The sequence below is a fragment of the Streptomyces achromogenes subsp. achromogenes genome (genome assembly GCF_000720835.1).
In the GTDB taxonomy this organism is placed as follows: Bacteria; Actinomycetota; Actinomycetes; order Streptomycetales; family Streptomycetaceae; genus Streptomyces; species Streptomyces achromogenes.
This window is the reverse complement of record NZ_JODT01000036.1, coordinates 30,120-52,305: the sequence shown is the minus strand read 5'-3', so window position 1 is coordinate 52,305 and position 22,186 is coordinate 30,120. Positions and strand designations below refer to the sequence as shown.

Genomic DNA, 22,186 nt, shown 5'->3' with positions numbered 1-22,186 from the left:
TCCCGCCGTCGTGTCCCGGGCTACGGGCGCAGCCGCAGCACCTGCGGGTCGTGGTCGCTGATCTGGTCGTGGAACTCCGCGTTGATGTGCACGCTGTCGTACGCGAAGTCGCCGCGGCGGATCGCCGGGCTGATCAGGATCTGGTCCAGGACCTGCTGGTTGCCCTGGTAGTCATAGGTGTAACGCTCGCTCTTGGGCAGGGACTTGATCGCCGACCACAGCGCGCCGTCGCCCTCCAGGATCTTGGTGGTGCCGGAGAACTCGAAGTCGTTCATGTCGCCGAGCGCGATCACGTCCGCGTTCTTCTGGACCGCCAGGATGTCCTTGACGAACGCGTTCACCGCGGTCGCCTGGGCGTGCCGCTGGATCTCCGAGCCGCGCACCGGGGGCTGGTACTGCGCGGTCAGACCCTGGTCGCCGCCCTTGGAGTTGAGGTGGTTGGCGATCACGAAGACGGTCTTGCCACGGAAGACGAACTCGCCCGCGAGCGGCTTGCGGCTGTTGCTCCAGGCCGCGTTCGCCGGGTCGATCCGGCCCGGCGAGACCGTCAGCCGGGCCTTTCCGCGCACCTTGGTGACACCGGTCGCGGTGGTCGGGTCGCCGCCCGGGCGGTCCGTGAAGGAGACCCGCTCGGGGTTGAACAGGAACACCTGGCGGATGTTGCCGCCGGGCTCCCCGCCGTCCTGGCCGTCGACCGGGTTGACCGACCGCCAGTCGTACACCGGGCCGCCCGCCGCGGCGATGGCGTCGATCAGCTTGGTGACGGTCTTGCCGGCGTCCACCGTGCCGTCGTTCGTGGCGCCGTTGTTGTCCTGGATCTCCTCCAGGGACACGATGTCCGGCGACTTCAGGTGGTCCACGATCGCGGCGGCGTGCTGCTCGAAGGTGGCGTCCGACGGGTCGAGGTTCTCGACGTTGTACGTCGCCACCGCCAGCTCGCGCGCCGACTGCTTCCGTGTGGTCTCGCGCTGGAGGCCGCCGCGCTCCAGCGTGCCGAGGCCGCTCGCGACCAGCGTGTAACCGCCGTACTGGTTGAAGTCCAGCGGGCCGGTCGTCGTACCGGCGAGGCGGTCGCCGACGTCCGCCTTGGGGAAGTCGGCGGCGGAGCCCAGCGACTGGATCTGGAGCCGGCCGGTGTTCTGGGAGTCGTAGGAGCCGTAGACCGTGCCGCCCCGGCGGCTGCGGTGCTCCCACGGCTTGACCGTGACCCACAGCTCGCTGTGCGTGTCGGTCGCGGTGACCACGCGGGCGTCGGCGACCCGGACGTTCATGCCCTCCAGGGACTCGTAGTAGTCCAGGGCGTACGCCGACGGGTCCAGGGCGAGCCCGTTGACCGAGCCCGCGGCGGCGGGGTCGCCCTCGGGCGCGTAGTCGTCCGGTACCGCGTCCTCGTCGATGACGACCGGCGCCGGGACCGGGTTGCCGGTGGAGACGGTGGTGACCTGCGGCTTGGTGATCTCGGTCAGCGACTGGTTGCCGGAGGAGGCACCGCCCGGGACGTACTCGGAGACCGTGCCGGTCACCGTCACCGCGTCGCCGACCGCGACCTTCGGCGTGGAGCCGGTGAAGACGAAGACGCCCTCGCTGGTGGCCGGGTCGTCGTCCGGGGCCGCGTCCTGGAGCCAGAAACCCCGGGAGGAGCCGTAGGTGCGGAGGGCCGTGACGATGCCGGGCACGTCCGTCACCTGCTGCCCGGCGTACGGCGATATCCGGGTCGTGCCCTGGATGTCGTGGACGCGCACCGAGTCGGCGTGCGCGGGGGAGGTGAGGACGACGGCGGACGCCGCGCCGCAGACGGCGGCGACGGTGAGCGCGGCGAGGCGCGCGGAAGACCTGCTCGGCAAGGGATTCCCTCCGGGACGTGCGTGAGCGCCGGGACGAGGACGGAACGGAGACCGTGGGGACGCGTGTGCCCCCTGTGACACGCGTAGCGCCGAGTGAACAGTTGTCCCCCGAACTTCTACGCGCGTCAATCTCCTGCCTGGCGCGGGGAGTTGTCAAGGTTTCGGCCATGGCGGGCCGCTTACGGACAGATGAACCGGGCGGCATGGGTGGAAATCCGTCTAGGCTGAGCGGCTGAGCCCGTTTTCTCGGTCCGAGGAGAACCAGCCGATGTCAGACAGCTCCCCCCTGCCGCCCGCGCGGCTGCACCCCGAAGCGGAGCTGGCGCGCGCCGCGCTGTCCACGCCGTTGCTCTCCCGGGCCGCCCGCCTCGCCCGCTGGGCCGGGCCGGACACCCGGGTGGACGCGGGCGGCACCCTGGTCGAGGAGCAGCTGCCGGCCGCCGCCGCCCTGCTCGGCCTGACCGGGGACGACGCCGCCGCCTACGCGAGCGAGGCCTGGCGGGTCGCCGTGGACGCGGGCCTGGTCGAGATCGTGGACGAGGAGGCCGGCACCGTGCGGGCGGGGGACAATCTGGCCCTGCTCACCGGCTCCCCGCGCGAGGTGCTCGCGGTGTGGCTCACCGCGCTGGAGACCGTCCTCGCCGACGCGGCCGTGCCCGACCTGGACGACCTGGTCGAGGCCATGGACGAGGGCGGCAGGGTCGATTTCTCGTCACTCGACTGGGATCCGCAGGCGGACGCGGACTTCCTCGACGGCGTCCTCGGCAACCTCTACCTGCTCACCGTCGGTGAGGACGGCGCGGGCGAGAGCCCCGTCCCGCTGCCCGCCCTCGCCGCGTCCATGCTGGTGCCCGACGACATGGGCGAGCCCACCAACGACGTCCTGGAGCAGGTCTCCGACGCGATGATGCGGCTGGACGACCAGTTCCGCGCGCTGGAGCCGGCCGGACTCGTGGCCTACCAGCCGGTGGACGAGGCGCTGATGGCCGACGCCGACGAGGAGCCCGCGGCGCCCGTGGACGACACCGACATCTCCCGCTACGGCATGGTCCGGCTCACCCCGCTCGGCGTGTACGGGCTGCGGGCGCGGCTGCTGGAGGCCGGGTTCGAGGCGCCCGTCGTGGGCGAGCTGGCCGACAAGGGCGCGGACGCGCTGCTCGACGGCACCGCCCGGTTCGGGCAGTCGGCCGCCCGCGCCGAGACCGAGCTGTGGCTCGCCCGCCGCGCACCGCTCGCCGCGGCCCGGGAGCTGCTCGCGGCGGCACGCGGCGCGGACGCCGGGGGCCCCTTGCGCCGGCTGCGCTGCCAGCAGGCGCTGTCGCTGCTGGGCGCCGAGGCCGAACCCGCGCTGCGGGAGGTGCTGGACGACCCCGAGCTGGGCGGACTGGCCCGGGTGTGGCTGAGCGAGCGGGGTGCCGCGGGGGTGCCGGCGCCCTCCCAGGAGCTGGTGTTCTGGCTGACCGTCGACACGCTGGCCGCGCAACTGGCGGCGGAGGGCAACTCCGAGGAGCTGCGGGCCCTGGTGGAGGGGCTGGCCGCCCAGCACAGCGGCTTCTTCGCGGCGGCCTGGCGGGTGGACCATCCCGCCACCGCCGAGGTGCTGGACGCGATGGGCCGGCTGCACCCGGACAAGAAGGTGGCCAAGGAGGCCCGCAAGGCGGCGTTCAAGGCGCGCTCCCAGCACGGGGGTTGAGTCGGGCGTGAGCACGGACGCGCCGGCCGTGGGGTGAGGTGGGGTGACGGTGTCCGGGGCGGGGTGACCGTGGGGTGACGGTTCGCGGGTGACGGTTCGTGGGTGACGGCGTTCCGGGAGCGCGGGACACGTCGTCGTATACGCGGTCGTGGTCTTCCGCATACGGATTCATGGAACAGGCGCGGCGGTGGTGGCCCGGCGTTCAACTCCCGTTCACGGGTGGCCGGAAGCGTGTGGCCGAACCGAGGCCCCCCACCCTCCACGACACCGCAACCGCCGTCACAGGAGACACCATGTCGCTCACCCGCAGGGACTTCGCCAGGACATCCGCGATCACCGGTGCCGGGGTCGCCCTGGCGGGCAGCGTCGGCGCCCTCGCCACCGCGCCGAACGCCCTTGCCGCCACGGAGACCGAGAGCGCCGGGGCCGCCCCGGCGCACGGGGGCCACCACCACGGCGTCGGCTACGGCCCGCTGGTCCCCGACCCGGACGGCATCCTCGCCCTGCCCGCCGGATTCCGCTACGAGATCATCACCTACAGCGGCCGTACCCGGCTGGAGTCCGGCGAGTTCACCCCGTCCAACCACGACGGCACCGCCGCCTTCGAGGGCCGGCGCGGCACCACCCTGCTCGTCAACAACCACGAGCTGGCCGGCGCCCGCGCCCAGTGGCCGCACCCGGTGCCGCTCACCGAGGGTCTGGTCTACGACCCGGCGGCGGCCGGCGGCTGCACGGTGGTCGAGGTCCGCCGGGGCGGTGAGGTCGCCGAGTGGGTGGGCATCGCCGGCACCGCCACCAACTGCGCGGGCGGCAGCACCCCTTGGGGCACCTGGCTGACCTGCGAGGAGACCGAGGACAAGGCCGGGAAGAACGGCTTCACCAAGGACCACGGCTATGTCTTCGAGGTCGACCCGGAGGACCGCCGGGCCAACCGCGACCCCAAGCCGGTCAAGGCGTTCGGCCGCTACGCCCACGAGGCGGTCGTCATCGACCCCAAGCGCGGTCACGCCTACCTGACCGAGGACGCCTCCGGCCCCAACGGCCTGTTCTACCGCTGGGTCCCGCCGACCGGTTTCCGGCACGGCCGCGGCCGGCTGCGCACCCTCGCCGACGACGCGGGCGTGCTCCAGGCCTTCAAGTGCTTCGACTCCGGCGGCCGGTACGTGGACGACCTGTCCCGGGCCACGAGGACCGGCACCGTGTACGGCGTGGACTGGGTGGACGTGCCCGACCGGGACGCCCGGACCGTCTCGGTGCGCAAGCAGTTCACCGACGGCCAGGTCACCCGCGCCCGCAAGCTGGAGGGCATGTGGTGGGCCGACGGCGGGGTGTACGTCGTCTCCTCCTTCGCCCGCCAGGAGAGCCCGGTCCAGCACGACGGCCAGGTCTGGTTCTACGACCCGCGGCGCCGCACCTTGACCCTGAAGGTGCTGCTCGGGGTGAACCCGGACCCGGCCGCGGACGGTGCCTTCGACGGCCCCGACAACATCACCGTCTCTCCGTACGGGGGCCTGGTCATCGCCGAGGACGGCGAGGGCGTCCAGCACCTGTTCGGCGCCACCGAGAGCGGCCGGACCTACCCGATCGCCCGTAACGAGCTGAACATCGGGACCGACGAGGAGCCGGAGTACAGCGAGTTCACCGGGGTGACCTTCTCGCCCGACGGCCGGACCCTGTTCGCCAACATCCAGACGCCCGGCATCATGCTCGCCATCACCGGCCCCTGGAAGCGGCAGCGGCACTGACCCCGCCCGGCCGGTCGGCCCGGCGCCCGCCGGTCAGCACCGTCGCCGCGACCAGCAGGCCGGTCAGGGTCAGCAGGGCGCCGGCGGCGAAGGCGTGGGCGGCGCCGTGGGTGAGGACGGCGTCCGGCGAGCCGGTGGTGTGCCGGGTCGCCGTGCCGTACACCGTGACCAGGACCGACAGTCCGACGGTGCCGCCCAGCCACTGGAGGGTCTGCAGCAGGCCGGAGGCGGCGCCGGCCTGCCGCGGGGTGACGGCGGACAGGATCGTCGCGTTCAGCGGCATGAAGCTCAGGCCCAGCCCCAGGCCGACCAGGACCAGCGGTCCGAGCAGCCCGTCCGCGTAGCCGTCCCCGGGCTCCAGCAGGGCGAGCCATCCGGTGCCGAGCGCGGCCAGGGACAGGCCGGTCAGCAGCACCGGCCTGGTGCCGAACCGGGCCAGCAGCCGGGGCACCAGCCGTACGGTCGTGAACATCACCAGGGTCATCGGCAGGAAGGCGAAGCCCGCGCGGAGCGGGCTGTAGCGCAGCACCTGCTGGCCGAACAGGGTGAGGAAGTAGAACGCGCCGAACATGCCCGCGGGCAGCAGCAGGATGACCGCGTACCCGCCGGCCCGGTTCCGGTCGGCGAACAGGGACAGCGGCAGCACGGGCTGCGCCGCCCGGGACTCCACCAGCAGGAAGCCGGTCAGCAAGGCGGCCGCCGCGGCGAAGCCGGCAAGCGCCCGCGGGTCGCTCCAGCCGCCCTCCGAGACCCGGATGAAGGCGTACACCAGCGAGGTCGTGCCGGCCGTTCCGGTGAGCGCGCCCGGCAGGTCGAACCGGCCCGGGTGGCGCGGGGTCTCGGGGACGAAGCGGGGCAGGGCGAGGGCCAGTACGAGCCCGAGGGGGACGTTGACCAGCAGCGCCCAGCGCCAGGACGCCCAGGAGGTCAGCATGCCGCCGAGGACCAGGCCGGCGGAGGCGCCGATGCCGGCCATGGAGGAGTAGACGCTCAGCGCGCGGTGCCGGGCCGGGCCGTCGGGGAAGCCCGTGGTGATCAGGGCCAGGGTGCTCGGGGCGATCAGGGCGCCGCCCACGCCCTGGAGCGCGCGGGCGGCCAGCAGCCAGGTGCCGTCGGTGGCCAGGCCGCCGAGCAGGGACGACAGCGCGAACAGCAGGACGCCGGCGGTCAGGGTGCGGCGCCGGCCGAGGAGGTCGCCGACCCGTCCGCCGAGCAGCAGCAGACCGCCGAAGGTGAGCGTGTAGGCGTTGAGCACCCAGGACAGGCCGGTGGGGCTGAAGCCGAGGCCCCGCTGGATGTCCGGCAGCGCGACGTTGACGACGGTGGAGTCGACGCCGACCATCAGGTAGGCGGTGACGATGACGAGGAGGATGGTGCCGGGCCGCGCGGGCGGCGGTGCGGACGCGGACGCGGAGGCTATTGCCGTGGGTGTGGGCGGTGCGGACGGGGTGGACATGGCGGTCTCCCGGTCTGGGGTCCCCGGGCACACGGCTTCGCGCGGGCAGGGGTGAGCTGCCCGCGGAGTGCCACGGCAGTAAGCGGGGACTGTCTCCGTTTGGTGCTCGCTAAGATACGGAGAGGGTCCCCGGTTGGCAAGGAGTGGGTGGATGACGCAGGGCAGGCCCATGCGCGCGGACGCTCGGCGCAACTACGAGCGGTTGCTGAAGGTGGCGGCGGAGGCCTTCGCCGAGCATGGAGAGAACGCGTCACTCGACGACATCGCCAAGCGGGCGGGGGTCGGTTCGGGCACGCTGTACCGGCATTTCCCGACGCGCCAGGCGCTGTTGGAGGCGGCGTACGTGGACCGCATCGAGGCGTTGGGGGCGCGGGCCGACGAGCTGGCCGAGGAGCTGGCGCCGGGTGAGGCGCTGGCGGAGTGGCTGTACGAGCTGGCGGTCGGCACGATCCAGGTGCGCGGGATGAAGGCGCTGCTGGGTTCGGCCGTGACCGACGGCGGCGCGGCGGCGCTGACCGTGTGCGGGGCCGTGGTGAAGGGGGCCGTGGCGCGGCTGGTGGTGGCGGCGCAGGAAGCCGGGGCGCTGCGGGGGGACGTCGAGCCGATCGAGGTGCTGCGGCTGGCCCACGGGGTGGCCTCGGCGGCGGAGCTGGCGGGGGCGGGGGAGAAGGAGATCCGCCGCTACTTGAGTCTGCTGGGTGAGGGGTTGCGGGGCGCGGGGGGCTGACCGGCCGCCGGCCCGTGCCGGCGGAGGCCGGCTCCGCCGGAGGCGGCCGGGGCGGCGGTGGCGCCGCCCCGGGGCCGGCCGGAGTTACAGCGCCTTCGCGGCCGGGTCCACCATGTTGCGTACCGTGCGGGCCTTGACGAAGTCGCCCATCGCCGTCATGTCCCACTCGCCGGAGAACTGGCGGACGAGCTTGGCCATCATGACGCCCGTGCGGGGCTCCGCGGCGGTGAGGTCGAAGCGGACCAGTTCCTCGCCCGTCGCCGCGTCGACCAGGCGGCAGTACGCCTTGGCGACCTCCGTGAACTTCTGGCCGGAGAAGGAGTTCACCGTGAACACCAGGCCGGTGACCTCCTGGGGCAGCCGGCCGAGGTCGACCGTGATGACCTCGTCGTCGCCCCCGCCCTCGCCGGTCAGATTGTCACCGGAGTGCCGGATCGCGCCGTTGAGGATCACCAGGTTGCCGAAGTAGCAGCTGTCGATGTGGTTGCGCTGCGGGCCGTAGGCGATCACCGAGGCGTCCAGGTCGATGTCCCGGCCCCGGAACGCCGGTTCCCAGCCGAGGCCCATCCGCACCTGGGACAGCACCGGCCGGCCGCCCTTGACCAGGGACACCGTCTGGTTCTTCTGGAGGCTGACCCGGCCCTTGTCCAGGTTGATCTTCCCGGCGCCCGGCACCGGGGCGGGCGGCGGGGCCGCCGGCTGCGGCGGGGCGGCCGGCACGGGCGGGGCGGCCACCGGCTGGGGCGGGGCCACGGGGGCCGCCGGAGCCGGTGCGGCCGCGGCCGGTTCCTCCACCGACACCCCGAAGTCGGTCGCGATGCCCGCGAGCCCGTCGGCGTACCCCTGGCCGACGGCCCGCGCCTTCCACTGGCCGCTGCGGCGGTAGATCTCCACGATCACCAGCGCGGTCTCGGTGCCGAGCCGCGGCGGGGTGAACGTGGCCAGCACACCGCCGCCGTCCGCGTCCCGGATCGTGGCCGTCGGCTCGATGCCCTGGAAGGTCTGCCCGGCCGCGTCCGGGCTGGCCGTGACGACGATCTTCTCGATCTCCGGCGGGACGGCGGCGGTGTCCACCGTGACCGCGTCCGGAGCCGTGCCGCCGCCCGAGCGGTAGGTCACGCCGGGGCCGCTCGGCTGGTTGTAGAAGATGAAGTCGTCGTCGGAACGCACCTTGCCGTCGCCGGTGAGCAGCAGGCCCGACACGTCGAGCCGCACCGGGGCGGAGACGTCCACCGTCACGCGCGCGGTCGGCAGAGGGATGTTCGAGCCAGGGGTCATAGCTGTCATGCCGGGTGAACGAACGACACCGCTTTACCGTTCCCTTACCGGCCGGAACCCGCCGAACGGCCCACACGCCCCACCGGACGGCCTACGGCACCACCACGATCTTGCGCCCCACGCCCGCCGCGAACTGCTCCAGCGCCTGCGGGTAGCGCTCCAGCGGGATCCGGTCGCTGATGAAGACCTCCGGGTCCAGCACCCCGTTCGCGAACAGCTCCGCCGCCCGCTCGAAGCTGTGCAGCACGGCCATGGAACCGGTGATCGTGATCTCCTGGTTGTAGATCCGGTACGGGTCGATGGTCACGCGGGTCGCGTAGTCCGCCACGCCGAACTGGAGGAAGGTGCCCGCCTTCGCCACCCGGTCCAGGCCGTCCTGGATCGCCGCCGCGTTGCCGGTCGCGTCCACCACCACGTCCCAGCCCTGCGGCCGGTCCAGTTCGTCCGCGCTGCCCGCCGCGCCGGAGACGCCGAGCCGGCGGGCGGTCTCCAGGCGGGCCGGGTTCACGTCGACCACGTCCACGCTCGCCGCGCCGGTCCGCTTGGCCAGCTCCAGCATCATCAGGCCCATCGTCCCGGAGCCGTAGACCAGCACGTGCGCGCCGAGGCGGGAGCGCAGCACGTCGTAGCCGCGCACCGCGCAGGACAGGGGCTCCACCAGGGCCGCGTCCTCGGTGCGCACGTGCTCGGGCAGCCGTACGCAGTTCGCCACGGGGGCCACGGCGTACCGGGCCGCGCCGCCCGCCGTCGTCACCCCGATCGCCGCCCAGCGTTCGCAGAGGTTGTTGTGGCCCGTACGGCAGTAGCGGCACTCGTGGCAGTACAGGGAGGGGTCGACCGCGACCCGGTCGCCGGCCGACAGCTCCGTGACCCCGGTGCCGACCGCGACCACCTCGCCGGCGAACTCGTGCCCCGGCACGATCGGCAGCTTCGGCGCGAACTCCCCCTGGAGGATGTGCAGGTCCGTGCCGCACAGACCGCAGGCGGCGACCTCGACGACGACCTCCCGGGGCCCGGGCACCGGGTCGGGGACCTCGGTGACGACGGCGCGGCCCACGGACTCGATGACGGCGGCCTTCATTTCACGGCTCCCAACGACAGGCCCTGGACCAGTTTGTCCTGGGCGGCGAACCCCGCGGCGAGCACCGGCAGGGAGATGACGAGCGACGCGGCGCACACCTTCGCCAGGAACAGGCCCTGGCTGGTGATGAAGCCGGTCAGGAAGACGGGAGCGGTCTCGGCGACCACGCCCGTCAGGACCCGGGCGAAGAGCAGTTCGTTCCAGCTGAAGATGAAGCAGATCAGGGCCGTGGCGGCGATGCCGGGCAGGGCGATCGGGGCCACCACGCGGGTGAGGACGACCGGCAGCCGGGCGCCGTCCACCCGGGCCGCCTCGATGACCGCGACCGGCACCTCGGCGAGGAAGGACTGCATCATCCACACCGCGATCGGCAGGTTCATGGAGGTGTACAGGACGACCAGCAGCCAGATGTTGTCGAGCAGCCCGGCGTTCTTGGCGAAGAGGTAGACGGGCAGCAGGCCCGCCACGGCCGGCAGCATCTTCGTCGACAGGAAGAAGAACAGCACGTCCGTCCACTTGCGCACCGGCCGGATCGACAGCGCGTACGCGGCCGGGAGGGCCAGCAGCAGCACGAGCAGCGTCGAGGCGACCGAGGCCACCGCGGAGTTGGCCAGCGCGGGCCACGGGCTCGCGCCGCCGTCGCCGCCGAAGAACTCGCGGTAGCCGTCGAGGGTCAGGGCGGCGGTGAAGGACGGCGGGTTGGTCGCCGCGTCCGCCTCGGAGTGGAAGGACGTCAGCGCCATCCAGGCGATGGGCAGGAAGAACACGATCCCGGCGAACCAGGCCAGCAGGCCCGGCACGCGGCGGCGTACGGCCTTCATGCGCGGGACACCTCCTCGCGGAACAGCGACGACACCACGCGCAGCGCGAACGTCGCGATGACGAGCGAGCCGATGACCACCAGGACCCCGGCGGCCGAGGCCAGGCCGTTCTCGTGGGCCTGGTAGAAGCTCTGGTACACGGTGTAGGGCAGGTTGGCGGTGCCCAGGCCGCCGGAGGTGATCGTGAACACCGCGTCGAAGTTCTGCACGATGTAGACCGAGCCCAGCAGCGCGCCGAGTTCGAGGTAGCGGCGCAGGTGCGGCAGCGTGAGGTGGACGAAGATCTGCCAGTCGCCCGCGCCGTCCACCCGGGCCGCCTCGATCTGCTGCTGGTCCCGGCTCTGCAGCCCGGCCAGCAGGATCAGCATCATGAACGGCGTCCACTGCCACACCAGGGAGACCTCGACGGCGAGCAGCGGGGTGCGGGAGATCCAGTCGGGCTGTGGGCCGCCCACATAGTGCGACAACCCGTTCAACAAGCCGTATTCAGGGTTGTAGAGCACGTGCTTCCACAGCAGGGCCGCCGCCACCGGCACCACCAGGAACGGCGCGATGAGCAGGGTGCGCACGATGCCCCGGCCGCGGAACCGGCGGTCCAGCAGCAGCGCCAGCACCAGCCCCAGCACCAGGCTGGCCAGCACCACCGCCGCGGTGAGCAGCACGGTCGTCCACACCGAGTGGCGCAGGTCCGCGTCCGTCAGGACCTGGCGGTAGTTGTCCAGGCCGGTGAAGCGGCGGGCCTTCGGATACAGGGCGTTCCAGTCGAAGAAGGAGATCACCAGCGTGGCCACGAACGGCAGCTGGGTCACGGCGATCAGGAAGACCAGGGCGGGCAGCAGCGGGGCCCGGGTGGCCCAGGCACGCAGCCGGGCGGGCGGCCGGCGCGCCTCGCGCGCCGGGGTGCGGGTCAGGGGCGCGGTCGTCGCGGTCATCGTCCCTCGTACTCCTCGGAGATCCGTTCGGCGAGCCGCTGGGACTTGCGCAGCGCCGAGGCGACGGACTGGCGCCCGGCGATGGCCGCGCTGATCTCCTGGGAGACCTTGGTGCCCAGATCGGTGAACTCGGGGATGCCGACGAACTGGATGCCGGGCGCCGGGCGCGGCTGGACGCCGGGGTCGTCCGGGCGGCTGCTCTCGATGGCCTTCCTGGTCATGTCCTGGAAGGCGGCGGCGGACGCCCGGTACTCGGCGTTGGCGTACGTCGAGGCCCGTTTGCCCGCGGGTACGTTCGCCCAGCCGCTGGTCGTGCCGACCAGCCGTTCGTAGCCCTTGCCGGACGCCCAGGAGACGAACTTCCAGGCCTTGTCCGGGTTGCGGGAGGACTGCTGGATGCCCCAGGCCCAGGTGTAGAGCCAGCCGGAGGAGGCGGTGCGCTCCACGGGCGCGGGGGCGTAGCCGAGCTTGCCGCGCACCGGGGAGCCCTCCGCCTCCAGCAGGCCGGCCGCGGAGGTGGCGTCGTACCACATGGCGGTCTTGCCCTGGGTCATGTTGTTCAGGCACTCGGCGAAGCCGGACTGGGCGGCGCCGGACTCGCCGTGCCGGCGGACCAGGCCGACGTAGAACTCGGTCGCCTTCTCGAAGGCCGGCGAGTCGAGCCGGGCCTTGAAGTCCTTGTCGAACCAGGTGCCCCCGAAGGTGTTCACGACGGTGGTCAGCGGTGCCGTCAGCTCGCCCCAGCCGGGCAGTCCGCGCAGGCAGATGCCCCGCATGCCGGGCCGGGCGCCGTCGGTCTTCGCGGCCAGCTCGGCGACCTGCCGCCAGGTGGGGCGGGCGGGCATCGTCAGGCCCTTCGCCGCGAACACGTCCTTGCGGTACATCAGGAAGGACGACTCGCCGTAGAAGGGCTGCCCGTAGAGCTTGCCGTCGGCGCCGGTGAGGGCCTCGCGCAGGGGCCGCAGGACGTCGGGTTCGTCGTACGAGGGGTCCTTGGCCACGTACGAGTCCATCTCGCGCAGCCAGCCGTTGCGGGCGTAGATCGGTATCTCGTAGTTGGACAGGGTGGCGACGTCGTACTGGCCGGCCTGGTTGGCGAAGTCCTGGCTGATCTTGTCGCGGACGTCGTTCTCCGGCAGGACCGTGAAGTTGACCTTGATGCCGGTGTCCCGGGTGAAGTGGGCGGCGGTCAGCTTCCGCAACTCGGTCATCTGCGGGTTGTTGACCATCAGGACGTTGATGGCGTCGCCGCCGGAACCGGACCCGCCCGCACCGGCCCAGCAGCCGGACAGCAGCGGGGCGAGCAGCGTCCCGGCGGCCACGGCGAGCGCCGCTCGCGGCCTCCGTCGGCTCGGGGTGCGCATGGATCACTCCTGGAGAGAGGGGGAGATAAAGGGCGTACGAAGGAGAGGGGGAGATAAAGGGCGTACGAAGGAGAGGGGGAGATAAAGGGTGTACGAAGGGGTGCCGCTGCCAGGGAAGGGGGGCAGGGGCGGGACGGGTCGGTCAGACGCGGATGACCTGCGGGCCCAGCAGGGAGTAGCGGTGGGCCTCGGCGGACGGCAGGAGGGTGCTGGTGACGATCGCCTCCAGCGCGCCGACCTCCGCGAACCGGCAGAAGCTGACCGCGCCGAACTTGCTGTGCACGCCCACGAAGACGGTGCGGCGGGCGGCCCGGACGGCCTGCGCCTTCACCTCGCCGACCGCCGGGTCGGGGGTGGTCAGGCCGTACTCGCGGGATATGCCGTTGGCCCCGATGTAGGCGAGGTCGATCACGAAGCCGGCCAGCATCTTCGTCGTCCAGTGGTCGACGGTGGCCAGCGTGCCCGGGCGGACCCGGCCGCCGAGCAGCAGCACGGACACCCGGTCGGCCTCCGCGAGGGCGCCCGCGACCGGCAGGGAGGCGGTCACGACGGTCAGCGGCCGGTCCCGGGGCAGCGCCTCGGCGATGAGCCGGGGGGTGAAGCCCTCGTCGACGAAGACCGTCTCGGCCTCCCCGAGCAGTCCGGCCGCCGCGGCGGCGATCCGGCGCTTCTCGGGCACCCGGCTGGTGGCGCGGAAGGCGAGCGTCGTCTCGAAGCCGGCGCTCTCCACCGGATAGGCGCCGCCGTGGGTGCGGCGGATGAGGCCGTGGTCCTCCAGCGCGCGCAGATCACGCCGGATGGTCTCCTTGGCCACGCCGAGCTCGTCGGCGAGGGCGGTGACGTCCACCGAGCCGGCGGCACGGGCGGCCCGCACGATCTCGCGCCGGCGTTCCTCCGCGGTCCGTGCGTCCATGGCGTCACCCACCTCCCTGTGGCGTTGCCCGTTCGGGCCCATGGGGGAAGTTCTACCGTCGGTGCGCGGCGCTGACCAGGTCTGTCGCGGGCCCGATGCTGCCCGTTCGCGCCCGCTTCATCCGGGGCGGGCCCGCGGCGGACCTGCGCGGCCGTCCGGCGCGGGGTGGATCCGGGCACCGCGGATGCCCGGACACGGCGGCGGGCGGGCCCGTTCGGTGCCCGCCCGCGCGCGTGGACGTCCGTTTCCGGCCGCCGGGGAGTCACCCGGCGGCCGGCGGGGGTTTCAGTACGGCCAGATGGGCGGGTCGTTGACGAAGTGCCCGCCGAGGTGGCCGTGGGCCGGGTTCTCCGGGTCCAGTTCGCCCTGCTCGGCGATGAGCTTCGCCGCGTACGGCTCGGAGTCGTCCTGGGGCTCGTAGCCGAGCGCCCGGGCGCTGCCGAGGTCCCACCACAGGCGGGTGTTGGCGGAGGAGCCGTAGACCACCGTGTGGCCGACGCCCTCGGCGGTCAGGGCCGCGTGGAAGAGGCGGGCGCCGTCGGCGGGGCTCATCCACACCGAGAGCATGCGCACGCTGGTGGGCTCCGGGAAGCAGGAGCCGATGCGCACCGAGACGGTCTCCAGGCCGTGCTTGTCCCAGTAGAACTGCGCCAGGTCCTCGCCGAAGGACTTCGACAGGCCGTAGAAGGTGTCCGGGCGGCGCGGGGTGTCGACCGGGATGAGCGGCTCGCCCGCGCGCGGGGCCGGAGTGAAGCCGACGGCGTGGTTGGAGGAGGCGAAGACGATCCGCCCCACGCCTTCCCGGCGCGCGGCCTCGTACAGGTTGTAGGTGCCCTCGATGTTCGACCGGAGGATCTTCTCGAAGGGTGCCTCCAGGGAGATGCCCGCGAGGTGCAGCACCGCGTCCACGCCCCGCACGGCCTCGGCCAGCGCGTCCTTGTCGGTGAGGTCGGCGGTGACGGCGTCCGGTTCGCCCTCGATGGGGCGCACGTCGAACAGGCGCAGCGTGTAGCCGTACGCCGGCAGCAGGGACCGCATCAGGGTGCCGAGCCCGCCGGCGGCGCCGGTGAGCAGGACGGTGCGGGGAGCGGGCATCCTTCGATCTCCTTGGTGTCCGGGAGCTGGTGTCCGGGAGCCGGTGTCCTCAACTACCGCATGTATGGACAGGGTTCACATGCGTGGACACGCTAGGGAGGGGTGGCGTGCCTCGTCAAGTGTGCCCCGCCAGGGGGAAATCCGCTGCTCTCTTGCCTGTGTTCCGGCTTGACCCGCCGCAATTGCGGCCCTTAGCGTGAGCGTGTTCAGAAATATAGACAGTGATCAGAAACATGCACTGACAGGGAGCGCCTGTGACGCCAGCCCCTCTCGCCGCCCGGCTCCGCGACCCGCGCGGGCCGCTCTTCTTCCCCGTCACGGCCTACGGCCCGGGCGGCACACTCGACCTGGACGCCTACCGCACCCATGTGCGCCAGGGCGTCGAAGCCGGTGCCGCCGCCGTCTTCGCCGCCTGCGGCACCGGGGAGTTCCACGCGCTGCTGCCGGAGGAGTTCGAGGCCTGCGTCCGCGCGGCCGTCGAGGCCGCCGACGGGCGCGTCCCGGTCGTCGCGGGCGCCGGGTACGGCACCGCCCTCGCCGTCCGCTACGCCCGGCTCGCCGAGGCCGCGGGCGCCGACGGCCTCCTCGCCATGCCGCCGTACCTGGTGCTCGCCGGCCAGGAGGGCCTGCTGCGGCACTACCGCGAGGTCGCCGCGGCCACCGCCCTGCCGGTGATCGTCTACCAGCGCGACAACGCCGTCTTCACCCCGGAGACCGTCGTCGCCCTCGCCCGCACCGAGGGCGTCATCGGCCTCAAGGACGGCCTCGGCGACCTCGACCTGATGCAGCGCGTGGTCAGCGCCGTGCGCACCGAGGTCCCCGGCGACTTCCTGTACTTCAACGGCCTGCCCACCGCCGAGCAGACCCAGCTCGCCTACCGCGCGCTCGGCATCACCCTGTACTCCTCCGCGGTGTTCTGCTTCGCCCCCGAGATCGCCCTCGCCTTCCACCGCTCCCTGCACACCGGTGACCTGACCGTCGCGCAGCGCCTCCTGGACGGCTTCTACGGCCCGTTCGCCGACCTGCGCGCCCAGGGCCGCGGCTACGCCGTCTCCCTGGTCAAGGCGGGCGTACGGCTGCGCGGCCTGGACGTCGGCGAGGTCCGGCCCCCGCTGCACGAACCGGCCGACGACCACGTCAAACAGCTCGCCCGGCTCGTCGAGCGCGGCCAGGCGCTGCTGGAGGGGGACGCGTGAGGGCCTCGGCGTTCGTCTACCCCTGGGACGTGGGCGGCGACCCGGAGGCGCCCGCGCGCATCGCCGGGCTCGGCGTCGAGCAGGTCACCCTCGCCGCCGCCTACCACTCCACCCGCGCGCTCACCCCCCGCCACCCCCGACACCGCGTCGTCACCGCCGAGTACGCGGCCGTCCTCTACCCGCCCGGCGACCGCTGGGCGGGCAGGGGCCTGCGCCCCTACCCGGCCGGCCGCTGGGCCCCCGGCAACGCCTACGGCGAGGCCGCCGAGGCCCTCGCCGCGGCCGGGCTGGAGGTGCACACCTGGGTCGTCCTCGCCCACAACTCCCGCATGGGCGCCGAACACCCGGACACCTCCGTCGTCAACGCCTACGGCGACCGCTACCCGTGGGCGCCCTGCATCGCCCAGCCCGGCACCCGCGCGTACCTGACCGACCTGGCCGCCGAGGCCGCCGTACGCCCCGGCGCGCGGGGCACCGAGCTGGAGTCCCTGGGCTGGTACGGGCTCCAGCACCTGCACGCCCACGACAAGACCGCCGGCGTGCCCCTCGGGGAGGCCGGGCAGTACCTGATGTCCCTGTGCTTCTGCCCGTCCTGCCGGACCGGCTACGGCGAGCGGGGCCTGGACGCCGATGCCCTGGCCGCAGCCGTGCGCCGGGCGCTGGAACCGCTGTGGCGGGGCACGCCCGACGACACCGGCTGGCCGACGGTGGAGAAGCTGCTCGGCGAGGACACGGCGGCGGCCACGCGCGCGTGGCGGGACACCACCGCCCGCACCCTCCAGGAGGAGGCCATCGCCGCCGTACGCGCCGCCGCGCCGCGCGGCTTCCGGGTGCTGCTGCACGCCGACCCGGTCTCCTACCACTGCGGCGCCAACGCGGGTGTCGACCCCGCCCACATCCTGTCCGTGGCCGACGGGGTCGTGGTGCCCTGCACCGGCGGTACGGCCCTGCTGGCGCCGTTCGCCGCCGAGGCGCGCCAGGGGACGGTGCTGGCCGCCAACCTCACCGTCGTCGCCGGCATGGGCGGCAGCCCCGGCACCCTCGCGGCGGACGCGGCCCGCGCGCGAGCCGAGGGCGCCACCGAACTGCGGCTGTACCACGCCGGTCTGGCCTCGGACGAGGACCTGGCGGCGGTACGCGCGGGGCTGGCGGCCCGCTGAGGAGGGTGTACGGGGGCCTGGCCGAGGGCGTCAGGTGAGGTCCGCGCCCGCGGTGGACCGCGCCGGGGCGGCCGGTCGCGTCCGCAGCGGGACGGCCGTCGCCAGCAGGGCCAGGCCGCACAGCGGCAGCAGCAGCCCGGGGCCGGCCGGTTCCACCAGGCCGGCCCCGGCGGCCAGCCCGACCGCCGTGGGCGTGAACATCAGCGTGTGGGCGGTCGCCGTCGCCCGGCCCAGCAGCGGCCCCGGCGTCCGCTGCTGCACGGCGGTGAGCGCGGCGATCAGCACACAGGGCAGACCCAGCCCGCCGGCCACGCTCGACGCCAGGGCCACCGGGTCCCACGCCACCGCCCGCGTCGCCGCCGCGAGCGCGGTCAGCGCGATCCCGGCCGCCGCCAGCCGCCGCGCGCCCAGCCGGCGCAGCGCCGGCCCGGCGAGCAGCCCGGCCGCCACCGAGCCGGCGCCCTGGGCGGCGTACAGCACGCCCAGGTAGGCGGGGGAGTGGCCGAGGCGCTCGACCACGGCGTACCCCGCCGTACTGGCCAGCGAGGTGAACAGCATCGTCAGGCCGGCCGCCAGGACCAGCGGGCGCAGCGCCGGGTGCCCCCACAGGTGGCGGGTGCCCTCGGCGGTCTGCCGCCACCAGCCCGTGCCGGACGGTACGGGCCGTTCCTCGCGGACCCGCAAGCGGGCGCACATCCCGGCCGCGAGCACGAAGCTCGCCGCGTCCAGACAGGCCACGGCGGGGCCGCCCCAGGCCGCGTACAGGCCCGCGCCGGTCAGCGGGGCGACGAGTTTCATGCCCTCGGTGACCGTCATCCGCAGTCCGTTGAAGTCACCGAGCAGCCCGGCGCCGACCACGGTGGTCACCAGCGCCGACTCGGCGGCGTCATGGACGGTGCCGGCGGCGCCGTACACCAGCAGCACGGCGTACAGCAGCCACAGACGGTCCGGGGAGTCGACGGCGAAGAGCACCGGCAGCAGCGCGGCCAGACCCAGGTTCAGACAGATCAGCAGGGGCCTGCGGCGCACCCGGTCGGCGAGCGTGCCGAGCGCCGGTCCGGCGAGCGAGGGCGCCCACATCGCGAGCATGCACAGCGCGGCGAGGGCGTCGGAGCCGGTCATGTCCTTCACCCACACCCCCGAGGCCAGCCACAAGGAGGAGGTACCGAACCCGGACACCACCACGGCCCCCAGATACAGCCCGGCATCACGGTCCCGCAGCACACGGAACACGGTCGGAGAAGTCGTCATACCCGCCCATCGTGGGCCTAAGGCGGGGCAGCGGGGATGGGGAGGATGCCCGAGTTCGGGGGGCGCGAACCGGGGTGCCGGTAGGGAAGTGCGGGGGCCGGGCCAAGGCGGTGAGGGGGCCCGTGGACAGCCACCGCGCCGGTCTCTGCTCCGTGCACCGGAACCTCCGTCACCGTAACTTCCTTTGTCAGAAGCATTGACGAAACTTGCGGCCGCTCCTACCTTCAACGCGTCGTACTTCGTACGTCATATATGAGACGCGATATGTGAGATCCGAGAGGGCCGCATGACCTCTGTGCCCACCCCGATCCCGTCCCGTACGCAGTACGTGCTGGACGCGATCAAACACCGCATCCTCACCGGGCGGCTGACGCCCGGTCAGGCGCTGGTCGAGACGGAACTGGCCGCGCAGTTCGGGGTGTCCAAGACCCCGGTGCGCGAGGCGCTGAAGACCCTCGCCGGGACCGGCCTGGTCGTGATGAGCCAGTACAAGGGCGTCACGGTGCGCATGGTGGACGCGGACATGGCGCGTGAGGTGTACGACGTACGGCTGCTGCTGGAGCCGGAGGCCCTGCGCCGGGCCGTGACCAAGGGCGCCTCCCTGGACGCCGCCCGCTCCGCGCTGACCCGCGCCGACGACGCCACCGACACCGCCGAACGCTCCCTGGCCAACCGGGAGTTCCACCGCGCCCTGTACCTGCCGTGCGGCAACCCGCTGCTCGCCCGGATGCTGGACCAGGTCCGCGACCAGGCGGCCCTCGTCTCCGCCGTGGCCTGGGCCACCGACCCCTCCTGGGAACGGGAGGCCGCCGAGCACCGGGAGATCCTGCGGCTCGCCCTGGACGGCGACGCGGACGGGGCCGCGGCCGCCCTGCACGCCCACATCGCGTCCTTCGTCGGCCGGGCGTTCCCCGAGCCCCTCCCCACGGAAGGCGAGCAATGAGCAGCGTGACCTTCGAGGCCCAACGGGCGGCCCTGGCCGACGTGGTGGCCATCCCGGTGACCCCCTTCGCCGCGGACGGCACCGTCGACACCGCCACCCACCGGGCGCTGCTGCGCCGTCTGCTCGACGGCGGCATCACCACCCTCACCCCGAACGGCAACACCGGCGAGTTCTACGCCCTCAGCCCCGAGGAGCGCCGGCTGGTCGCCGAACTCACCGCGGACGAGGCCGGCGACCGCGCCGTGATCCTGGCCGGCGTGGGCCACGACCTGCCCACCGCGATCGCCTCCGCCCGGCACGCCGGGAGCCTCGGCGCCCGGATGGTCATGGTCCACCAGCCGGTGCACCCGTACGTGTCGGCGGCCGGCTGGGTCGACTATCACCGCGCCATCGCCGAGGCCGTCCCCGAGCTGGGCGTGGTGCCCTACATCCGCAACGCGCAGCTGCCCGGCGCCCGGCTCGCCGAACTCGCCGACCACTGCCCGAACGTCGTCGGCGTGAAGTACGCCGTCCCGGACGCCGCCCGGTTCGCGGCCTTCGCCCGGGACGCCGGCCTGGACCGCTTCGTCTGGGTGGCCGGACTCGCCGAACCGTACGCCCCCTCCTACTTCTCCGCGGGCGCCACCGGCTTCACCTCCGGCCTCGTCAACGTCGCCCCGGCCGTCTCCCGGAACATGCTGGACGCCCTGCGCGCCGGCGACTACCCCGCCGCCATGAAGGTCTGGGAGCAGATCCGCCGCTTCGAGGAGCTGCGCGCCGCGCAGGGCAGCGCCAACAACGTCACCGTCGTCAAGGAGGCCCTCGCCGCGCTCGGCCTGTGCCGCCGGGACGTCCGCCCGCCCAGCAGGCCGCTGCCCGAGGACGAGCGCGCCGAGGTCGCCGCGATCGCCGCCGGATGGTCCATATGAACGCGACCCCCAAGCGGCCCGAGGAACTGCGCAGCCACCAGTGGTACGGCACCGACGGGCTGCGCTCCTTCAGCCACCGCGCCCGCACCCGCCAGCTCGGCTACCTGCCCGAGGAACACCTGGGCAAGCCGGTCATCGCCATCCTCAACACCTGGTCCGACATCAACCCCTGCCACGTCCACCTGCGCGACCGCGCCCAGGCCGTCAAGCGCGGCGTGTGGCAGGCGGGCGGCTTCCCGCTGGAGTTCCCGGTCTCCACGCTCAGCGAGACCTTCCAGAAGCCGACCCCCATGCTCTACCGCAACCTGCTCGCCATGGAGACCGAGGAGCTGCTGCGCTCCTACCCGGTCGACGGGGCCGTGCTCATGGGCGGCTGCGACAAGTCCACGCCCGCGCTGCTGATGGGCGCGGCCTCCGTGGACCTGCCCGCCGTGTTCGTACCGGCCGGGCCCATGCTCCCGGGCCACTGGCGCGGCGAGGTCCTCGGCTCCGGCACCGACATGTGGAAGTACTGGGACGACAAGCGGGCCGGCCTGATCGGCGACTGCGAAATGGCCGAGCTGGAGAGCGGCCTGGCCCGCTCGCCCGGCCACTGCATGACGATGGGCACGGCGTCCACGCTCACCGCGGCGGCCGAGGCGCTGGGGGTGACCGTGCCGGGCGCGTCCAGCATCCCGGCGGTGGACTCCGGGCACGACCGGATGGCGGCGAAGGCGGGCATGACCGCCGTGGAACTCGTCCACCGAGGCCGCAGGCTGTCCGCCGTCCTCACCCGGGACGCCTTCGAGGACGCCGTCACCACCGTGCTCGGCCTCGGCGGCTCCACCAACGCGGTGATCCACCTCATCGCCATGGCCGGCCGGGCCGGGGTCCGGCTCACCCTGGACGACTTCGACCGCATCGCCCGCACGGTCCCGGTCCTCGCCAACGTCCGCCCCGGCGGACAGAAGTACCTGATGGAGGACTTCCACTTCGCCGGCGGCCTGCCCGGCTTCCTGTCCCGCATCACCGACCTGCTCCACCTGGAGCGGCCGACGGTGTCCCACGACACCCTGCGCGAGCAGCTCGCCGGTGCCCGGGTCCACGACGACGACGTCATCCGCACCCGGGACAACCCGGTCGCCAGCGAGGGCGGGGTCGCGGTGCTGCGCGGCAACCTCTGCCCGGACGGCGCGGTCATCAAGCACATCGCCGCCGAGCCGCACCTGCTCAAGCACACCGGCCCGGCCGTCGTCTTCGACGACTACAAGACCATGCAGCGCACCATCAACGACCCCGCGCTCGGCATCACCGCCGACAGCGTCCTGGTGCTGCGCAACGCCGGCCCCAAGGGCGGCCCGGGCATGCCCGAGTACGGCATGCTGCCGATCCCGGACCACCTGCTGAAGCAGGGCGTGCGGGACATGGTCCGGATCTCCGACGCCCGGATGAGCGGCACGAGTTACGGCGCGTGCGTGCTGCACGTGGCCCCCGAGTCCTACGTCGGCGGCCCGCTCGCCCTGGTGCGCACCGGCGACCTCATCACGCTCGACGTCGGGGCGCGCACCCTGCGGCTCGACGTGGACGACGCGGAACTGGAGCGCCGCAGGGCCGAGTGGACCCCGCCGCCCGTGCGCTACGAACGCGGCTACGGCGCGCTCTACAGCGAGCAGATCACCCAGGCGGACACCGGCTGCGACTTCGAGTTCCTCGCCCGGCCGGGCACGGTGCAGGACCCGTACGCGGGCTGACCCGCCCCCGATCACGGCCCCCTGCGGTCGAGATCTCGAACACCGATCG

The 22,186-nt window shown here is 73.3% G+C and carries 18 protein-coding genes; 8 read left to right on the top strand and 10 right to left on the bottom strand.

Annotated elements, in window-relative coordinates:
- Positions 1-20 precede the first annotated feature (20 nt).
- The gene (locus tag IH25_RS0130450) at positions 21-1,844 is read right to left on the bottom strand and encodes an endonuclease/exonuclease/phosphatase family protein (protein ID WP_030617860.1); all 1,824 of its coding nucleotides are present in this window, start codon (positions 1,842-1,844) and stop codon (positions 21-23) included.
- Positions 1,845-2,112: 268 nt separating this feature from the next.
- Between IH25_RS0130450 and IH25_RS0130445 the strand changes: the two genes are divergently transcribed.
- A complete protein-coding gene (locus IH25_RS0130445; RefSeq protein WP_030617857.1) occupies positions 2,113-3,537 on the top strand; it encodes a hypothetical protein in 1,425 nt (474 codons plus the stop codon).
- A gap of 293 nt (positions 3,538-3,830) precedes the next feature.
- Positions 3,831-5,282 carry an alkaline phosphatase PhoX gene (locus tag IH25_RS0130440; RefSeq protein WP_030617855.1) on the top strand — a complete coding sequence of 484 codons (1,452 nt, stop codon included), beginning with the start codon at positions 3,831-3,833 and terminating at the stop codon, positions 5,280-5,282.
- Here IH25_RS0130440 and IH25_RS0130435 read toward each other — a convergent pair.
- Positions 5,251-6,738, bottom strand: coding sequence for an MFS transporter (locus tag IH25_RS0130435; RefSeq protein WP_037655908.1), 1,488 nt, complete (start codon positions 6,736-6,738; stop codon positions 5,251-5,253). The genes IH25_RS0130440 and IH25_RS0130435 overlap by 32 nt on opposite strands.
- A gap of 151 nt (positions 6,739-6,889) precedes the next feature.
- Here IH25_RS0130435 and IH25_RS0130430 point away from each other — a divergent pair, with 151 nt between their 5' ends.
- On the top strand, positions 6,890-7,465 hold the full coding sequence (locus IH25_RS0130430; RefSeq protein ID WP_030617850.1) for a TetR/AcrR family transcriptional regulator: 576 nt from the start codon (positions 6,890-6,892) through the stop codon (positions 7,463-7,465).
- An 84-nt stretch (positions 7,466-7,549) separates the two neighbouring features.
- Here IH25_RS0130430 and IH25_RS0130425 read toward each other — a convergent pair whose 3' ends face one another.
- The 7 genes from IH25_RS0130425 to IH25_RS0130395 form a co-directional block, all read right to left on the bottom strand.
- Positions 7,550-8,743: a TerD family protein gene (locus IH25_RS0130425; RefSeq protein ID WP_030617848.1), complete on the bottom strand. Its 1,194-nt coding sequence runs from the start codon at positions 8,741-8,743 to the stop codon at positions 7,550-7,552.
- Positions 8,744-8,834: 91 nt separating this feature from the next.
- On the bottom strand, positions 8,835-9,824 hold the full coding sequence (locus IH25_RS0130420; RefSeq protein WP_030617846.1) for a zinc-dependent alcohol dehydrogenase family protein: 990 nt from the start codon (positions 9,822-9,824) through the stop codon (positions 8,835-8,837).
- On the bottom strand, positions 9,821-10,645 hold the full coding sequence (locus tag IH25_RS0130415; RefSeq protein ID WP_030617843.1) for a carbohydrate ABC transporter permease: 825 nt from the start codon (positions 10,643-10,645) through the stop codon (positions 9,821-9,823). Before IH25_RS0130415 ends, IH25_RS0130420 begins: the two co-directional genes overlap by 4 nt.
- Positions 10,642-11,577 carry a carbohydrate ABC transporter permease gene (locus IH25_RS0130410; protein ID WP_030617839.1) on the bottom strand — a complete coding sequence of 312 codons (936 nt, stop codon included), beginning with the start codon at positions 11,575-11,577 and terminating at the stop codon, positions 10,642-10,644. Before IH25_RS0130410 ends, IH25_RS0130415 begins: the two co-directional genes overlap by 4 nt.
- Positions 11,574-12,941 carry an ABC transporter substrate-binding protein gene (locus IH25_RS0130405; RefSeq protein WP_030617836.1) on the bottom strand — a complete coding sequence of 456 codons (1,368 nt, stop codon included), beginning with the start codon at positions 12,939-12,941 and terminating at the stop codon, positions 11,574-11,576. Before IH25_RS0130405 ends, IH25_RS0130410 begins: the two co-directional genes overlap by 4 nt.
- Before the next feature lie 142 nt (positions 12,942-13,083).
- The gene (locus IH25_RS0130400) at positions 13,084-13,854 is read right to left on the bottom strand and encodes a DeoR/GlpR family DNA-binding transcription regulator (protein WP_030617833.1); all 771 of its coding nucleotides are present in this window, start codon (positions 13,852-13,854) and stop codon (positions 13,084-13,086) included.
- 285 nt (positions 13,855-14,139) lie between these two features.
- Positions 14,140-14,949, bottom strand: a complete 810-nt coding sequence (locus IH25_RS0130395) for an NAD-dependent epimerase/dehydratase family protein (RefSeq protein WP_030617830.1) — start codon at positions 14,947-14,949, stop codon at positions 14,140-14,142.
- Between the two features lie 254 nt (positions 14,950-15,203).
- On the opposite strand from IH25_RS0130395, the gene IH25_RS0130390 reads away from it, so the two are divergent.
- A complete protein-coding gene (locus tag IH25_RS0130390; protein WP_030617828.1) occupies positions 15,204-16,145 on the top strand; it encodes a 5-dehydro-4-deoxyglucarate dehydratase in 942 nt (313 codons plus the stop codon).
- A complete protein-coding gene (locus IH25_RS0130385) occupies positions 16,142-17,305 on the top strand; it encodes a hypothetical protein (protein ID WP_030617825.1) in 1,164 nt (387 codons plus the stop codon). The genes IH25_RS0130390 and IH25_RS0130385 overlap by 4 nt, the downstream gene beginning before the upstream one ends.
- Before the next feature lie 30 nt (positions 17,306-17,335).
- Here IH25_RS0130385 and IH25_RS0130380 read toward each other — a convergent pair whose 3' ends face one another.
- A complete protein-coding gene (locus tag IH25_RS0130380) occupies positions 17,336-18,556 on the bottom strand; it encodes an MFS transporter (protein ID WP_030617822.1) in 1,221 nt (406 codons plus the stop codon).
- A 286-nt stretch (positions 18,557-18,842) separates the two neighbouring features.
- On the opposite strand from IH25_RS0130380, the gene IH25_RS0130375 reads away from it, so the two are divergent.
- Genes IH25_RS0130375 through araD form a run of 3 tightly spaced genes read left to right on the top strand, consistent with a single transcriptional unit; the run spans position 18,843 to position 22,137 of the window.
- The gene (locus IH25_RS0130375; protein ID WP_030617818.1) at positions 18,843-19,499 is read left to right on the top strand and encodes a GntR family transcriptional regulator; all 657 of its coding nucleotides are present in this window, start codon (positions 18,843-18,845) and stop codon (positions 19,497-19,499) included.
- Positions 19,496-20,407, top strand: coding sequence for a dihydrodipicolinate synthase family protein (locus IH25_RS0130370; protein WP_030617816.1), 912 nt, complete (start codon positions 19,496-19,498; stop codon positions 20,405-20,407). The genes IH25_RS0130375 and IH25_RS0130370 overlap by 4 nt, the downstream gene beginning before the upstream one ends.
- Complete coding sequence (gene araD, locus IH25_RS0130365) at positions 20,404-22,137, top strand: L-arabinonate dehydratase (protein WP_037655904.1); 1,734 nt, start codon at positions 20,404-20,406, stop codon at positions 22,135-22,137. The genes IH25_RS0130370 and araD overlap by 4 nt, the downstream gene beginning before the upstream one ends.
- The last annotated feature ends 49 nt before the right edge of the window (positions 22,138-22,186 follow it).

Bases quoted from the DNA above. Each gene is read 5' to 3' on its own strand.
- IH25_RS0130425 (WP_030617848.1), bottom strand. From the start codon at position 8,743: ATGACCCCTGGCTCGAACATCCCTCTGCCGACCGCGCGCGTGACGGTG.
- araD (WP_037655904.1), top strand. From the start codon at position 20,404: ATGAACGCGACCCCCAAGCGGCCCGAGGAACTGCGCAGCCACCAGTGG.
- IH25_RS0130375 (WP_030617818.1), top strand. From the start codon at position 18,843: ATGACCTCTGTGCCCACCCCGATCCCGTCCCGTACGCAGTACGTGCTG.
- IH25_RS0130415 (WP_030617843.1), bottom strand. From the start codon at position 10,645: ATGAAGGCCGTACGCCGCCGCGTGCCGGGCCTGCTGGCCTGGTTCGCC.
- IH25_RS0130405 (WP_030617836.1), bottom strand. From the start codon at position 12,941: ATGCGCACCCCGAGCCGACGGAGGCCGCGAGCGGCGCTCGCCGTGGCC.
- IH25_RS0130400 (WP_030617833.1), bottom strand. From the start codon at position 13,854: ATGGACGCACGGACCGCGGAGGAACGCCGGCGCGAGATCGTGCGGGCC.
- IH25_RS0130395 (WP_030617830.1), bottom strand. From the start codon at position 14,949: ATGCCCGCTCCCCGCACCGTCCTGCTCACCGGCGCCGCCGGCGGGCTC.
- IH25_RS0130440 (WP_030617855.1), top strand. From the start codon at position 3,831: ATGTCGCTCACCCGCAGGGACTTCGCCAGGACATCCGCGATCACCGGT.
- IH25_RS0130435 (WP_037655908.1), bottom strand. From the start codon at position 6,738: ATGTCCACCCCGTCCGCACCGCCCACACCCACGGCAATAGCCTCCGCG.
- IH25_RS0130445 (WP_030617857.1), top strand. From the start codon at position 2,113: ATGTCAGACAGCTCCCCCCTGCCGCCCGCGCGGCTGCACCCCGAAGCG.
- IH25_RS0130410 (WP_030617839.1), bottom strand. From the start codon at position 11,577: ATGACCGCGACGACCGCGCCCCTGACCCGCACCCCGGCGCGCGAGGCG.
- IH25_RS0130370 (WP_030617816.1), top strand. From the start codon at position 19,496: ATGAGCAGCGTGACCTTCGAGGCCCAACGGGCGGCCCTGGCCGACGTG.
- IH25_RS0130380 (WP_030617822.1), bottom strand. From the start codon at position 18,556: ATGACGACTTCTCCGACCGTGTTCCGTGTGCTGCGGGACCGTGATGCC.
- IH25_RS0130430 (WP_030617850.1), top strand. From the start codon at position 6,890: ATGACGCAGGGCAGGCCCATGCGCGCGGACGCTCGGCGCAACTACGAG.
- IH25_RS0130420 (WP_030617846.1), bottom strand. From the start codon at position 9,824: ATGAAGGCCGCCGTCATCGAGTCCGTGGGCCGCGCCGTCGTCACCGAG.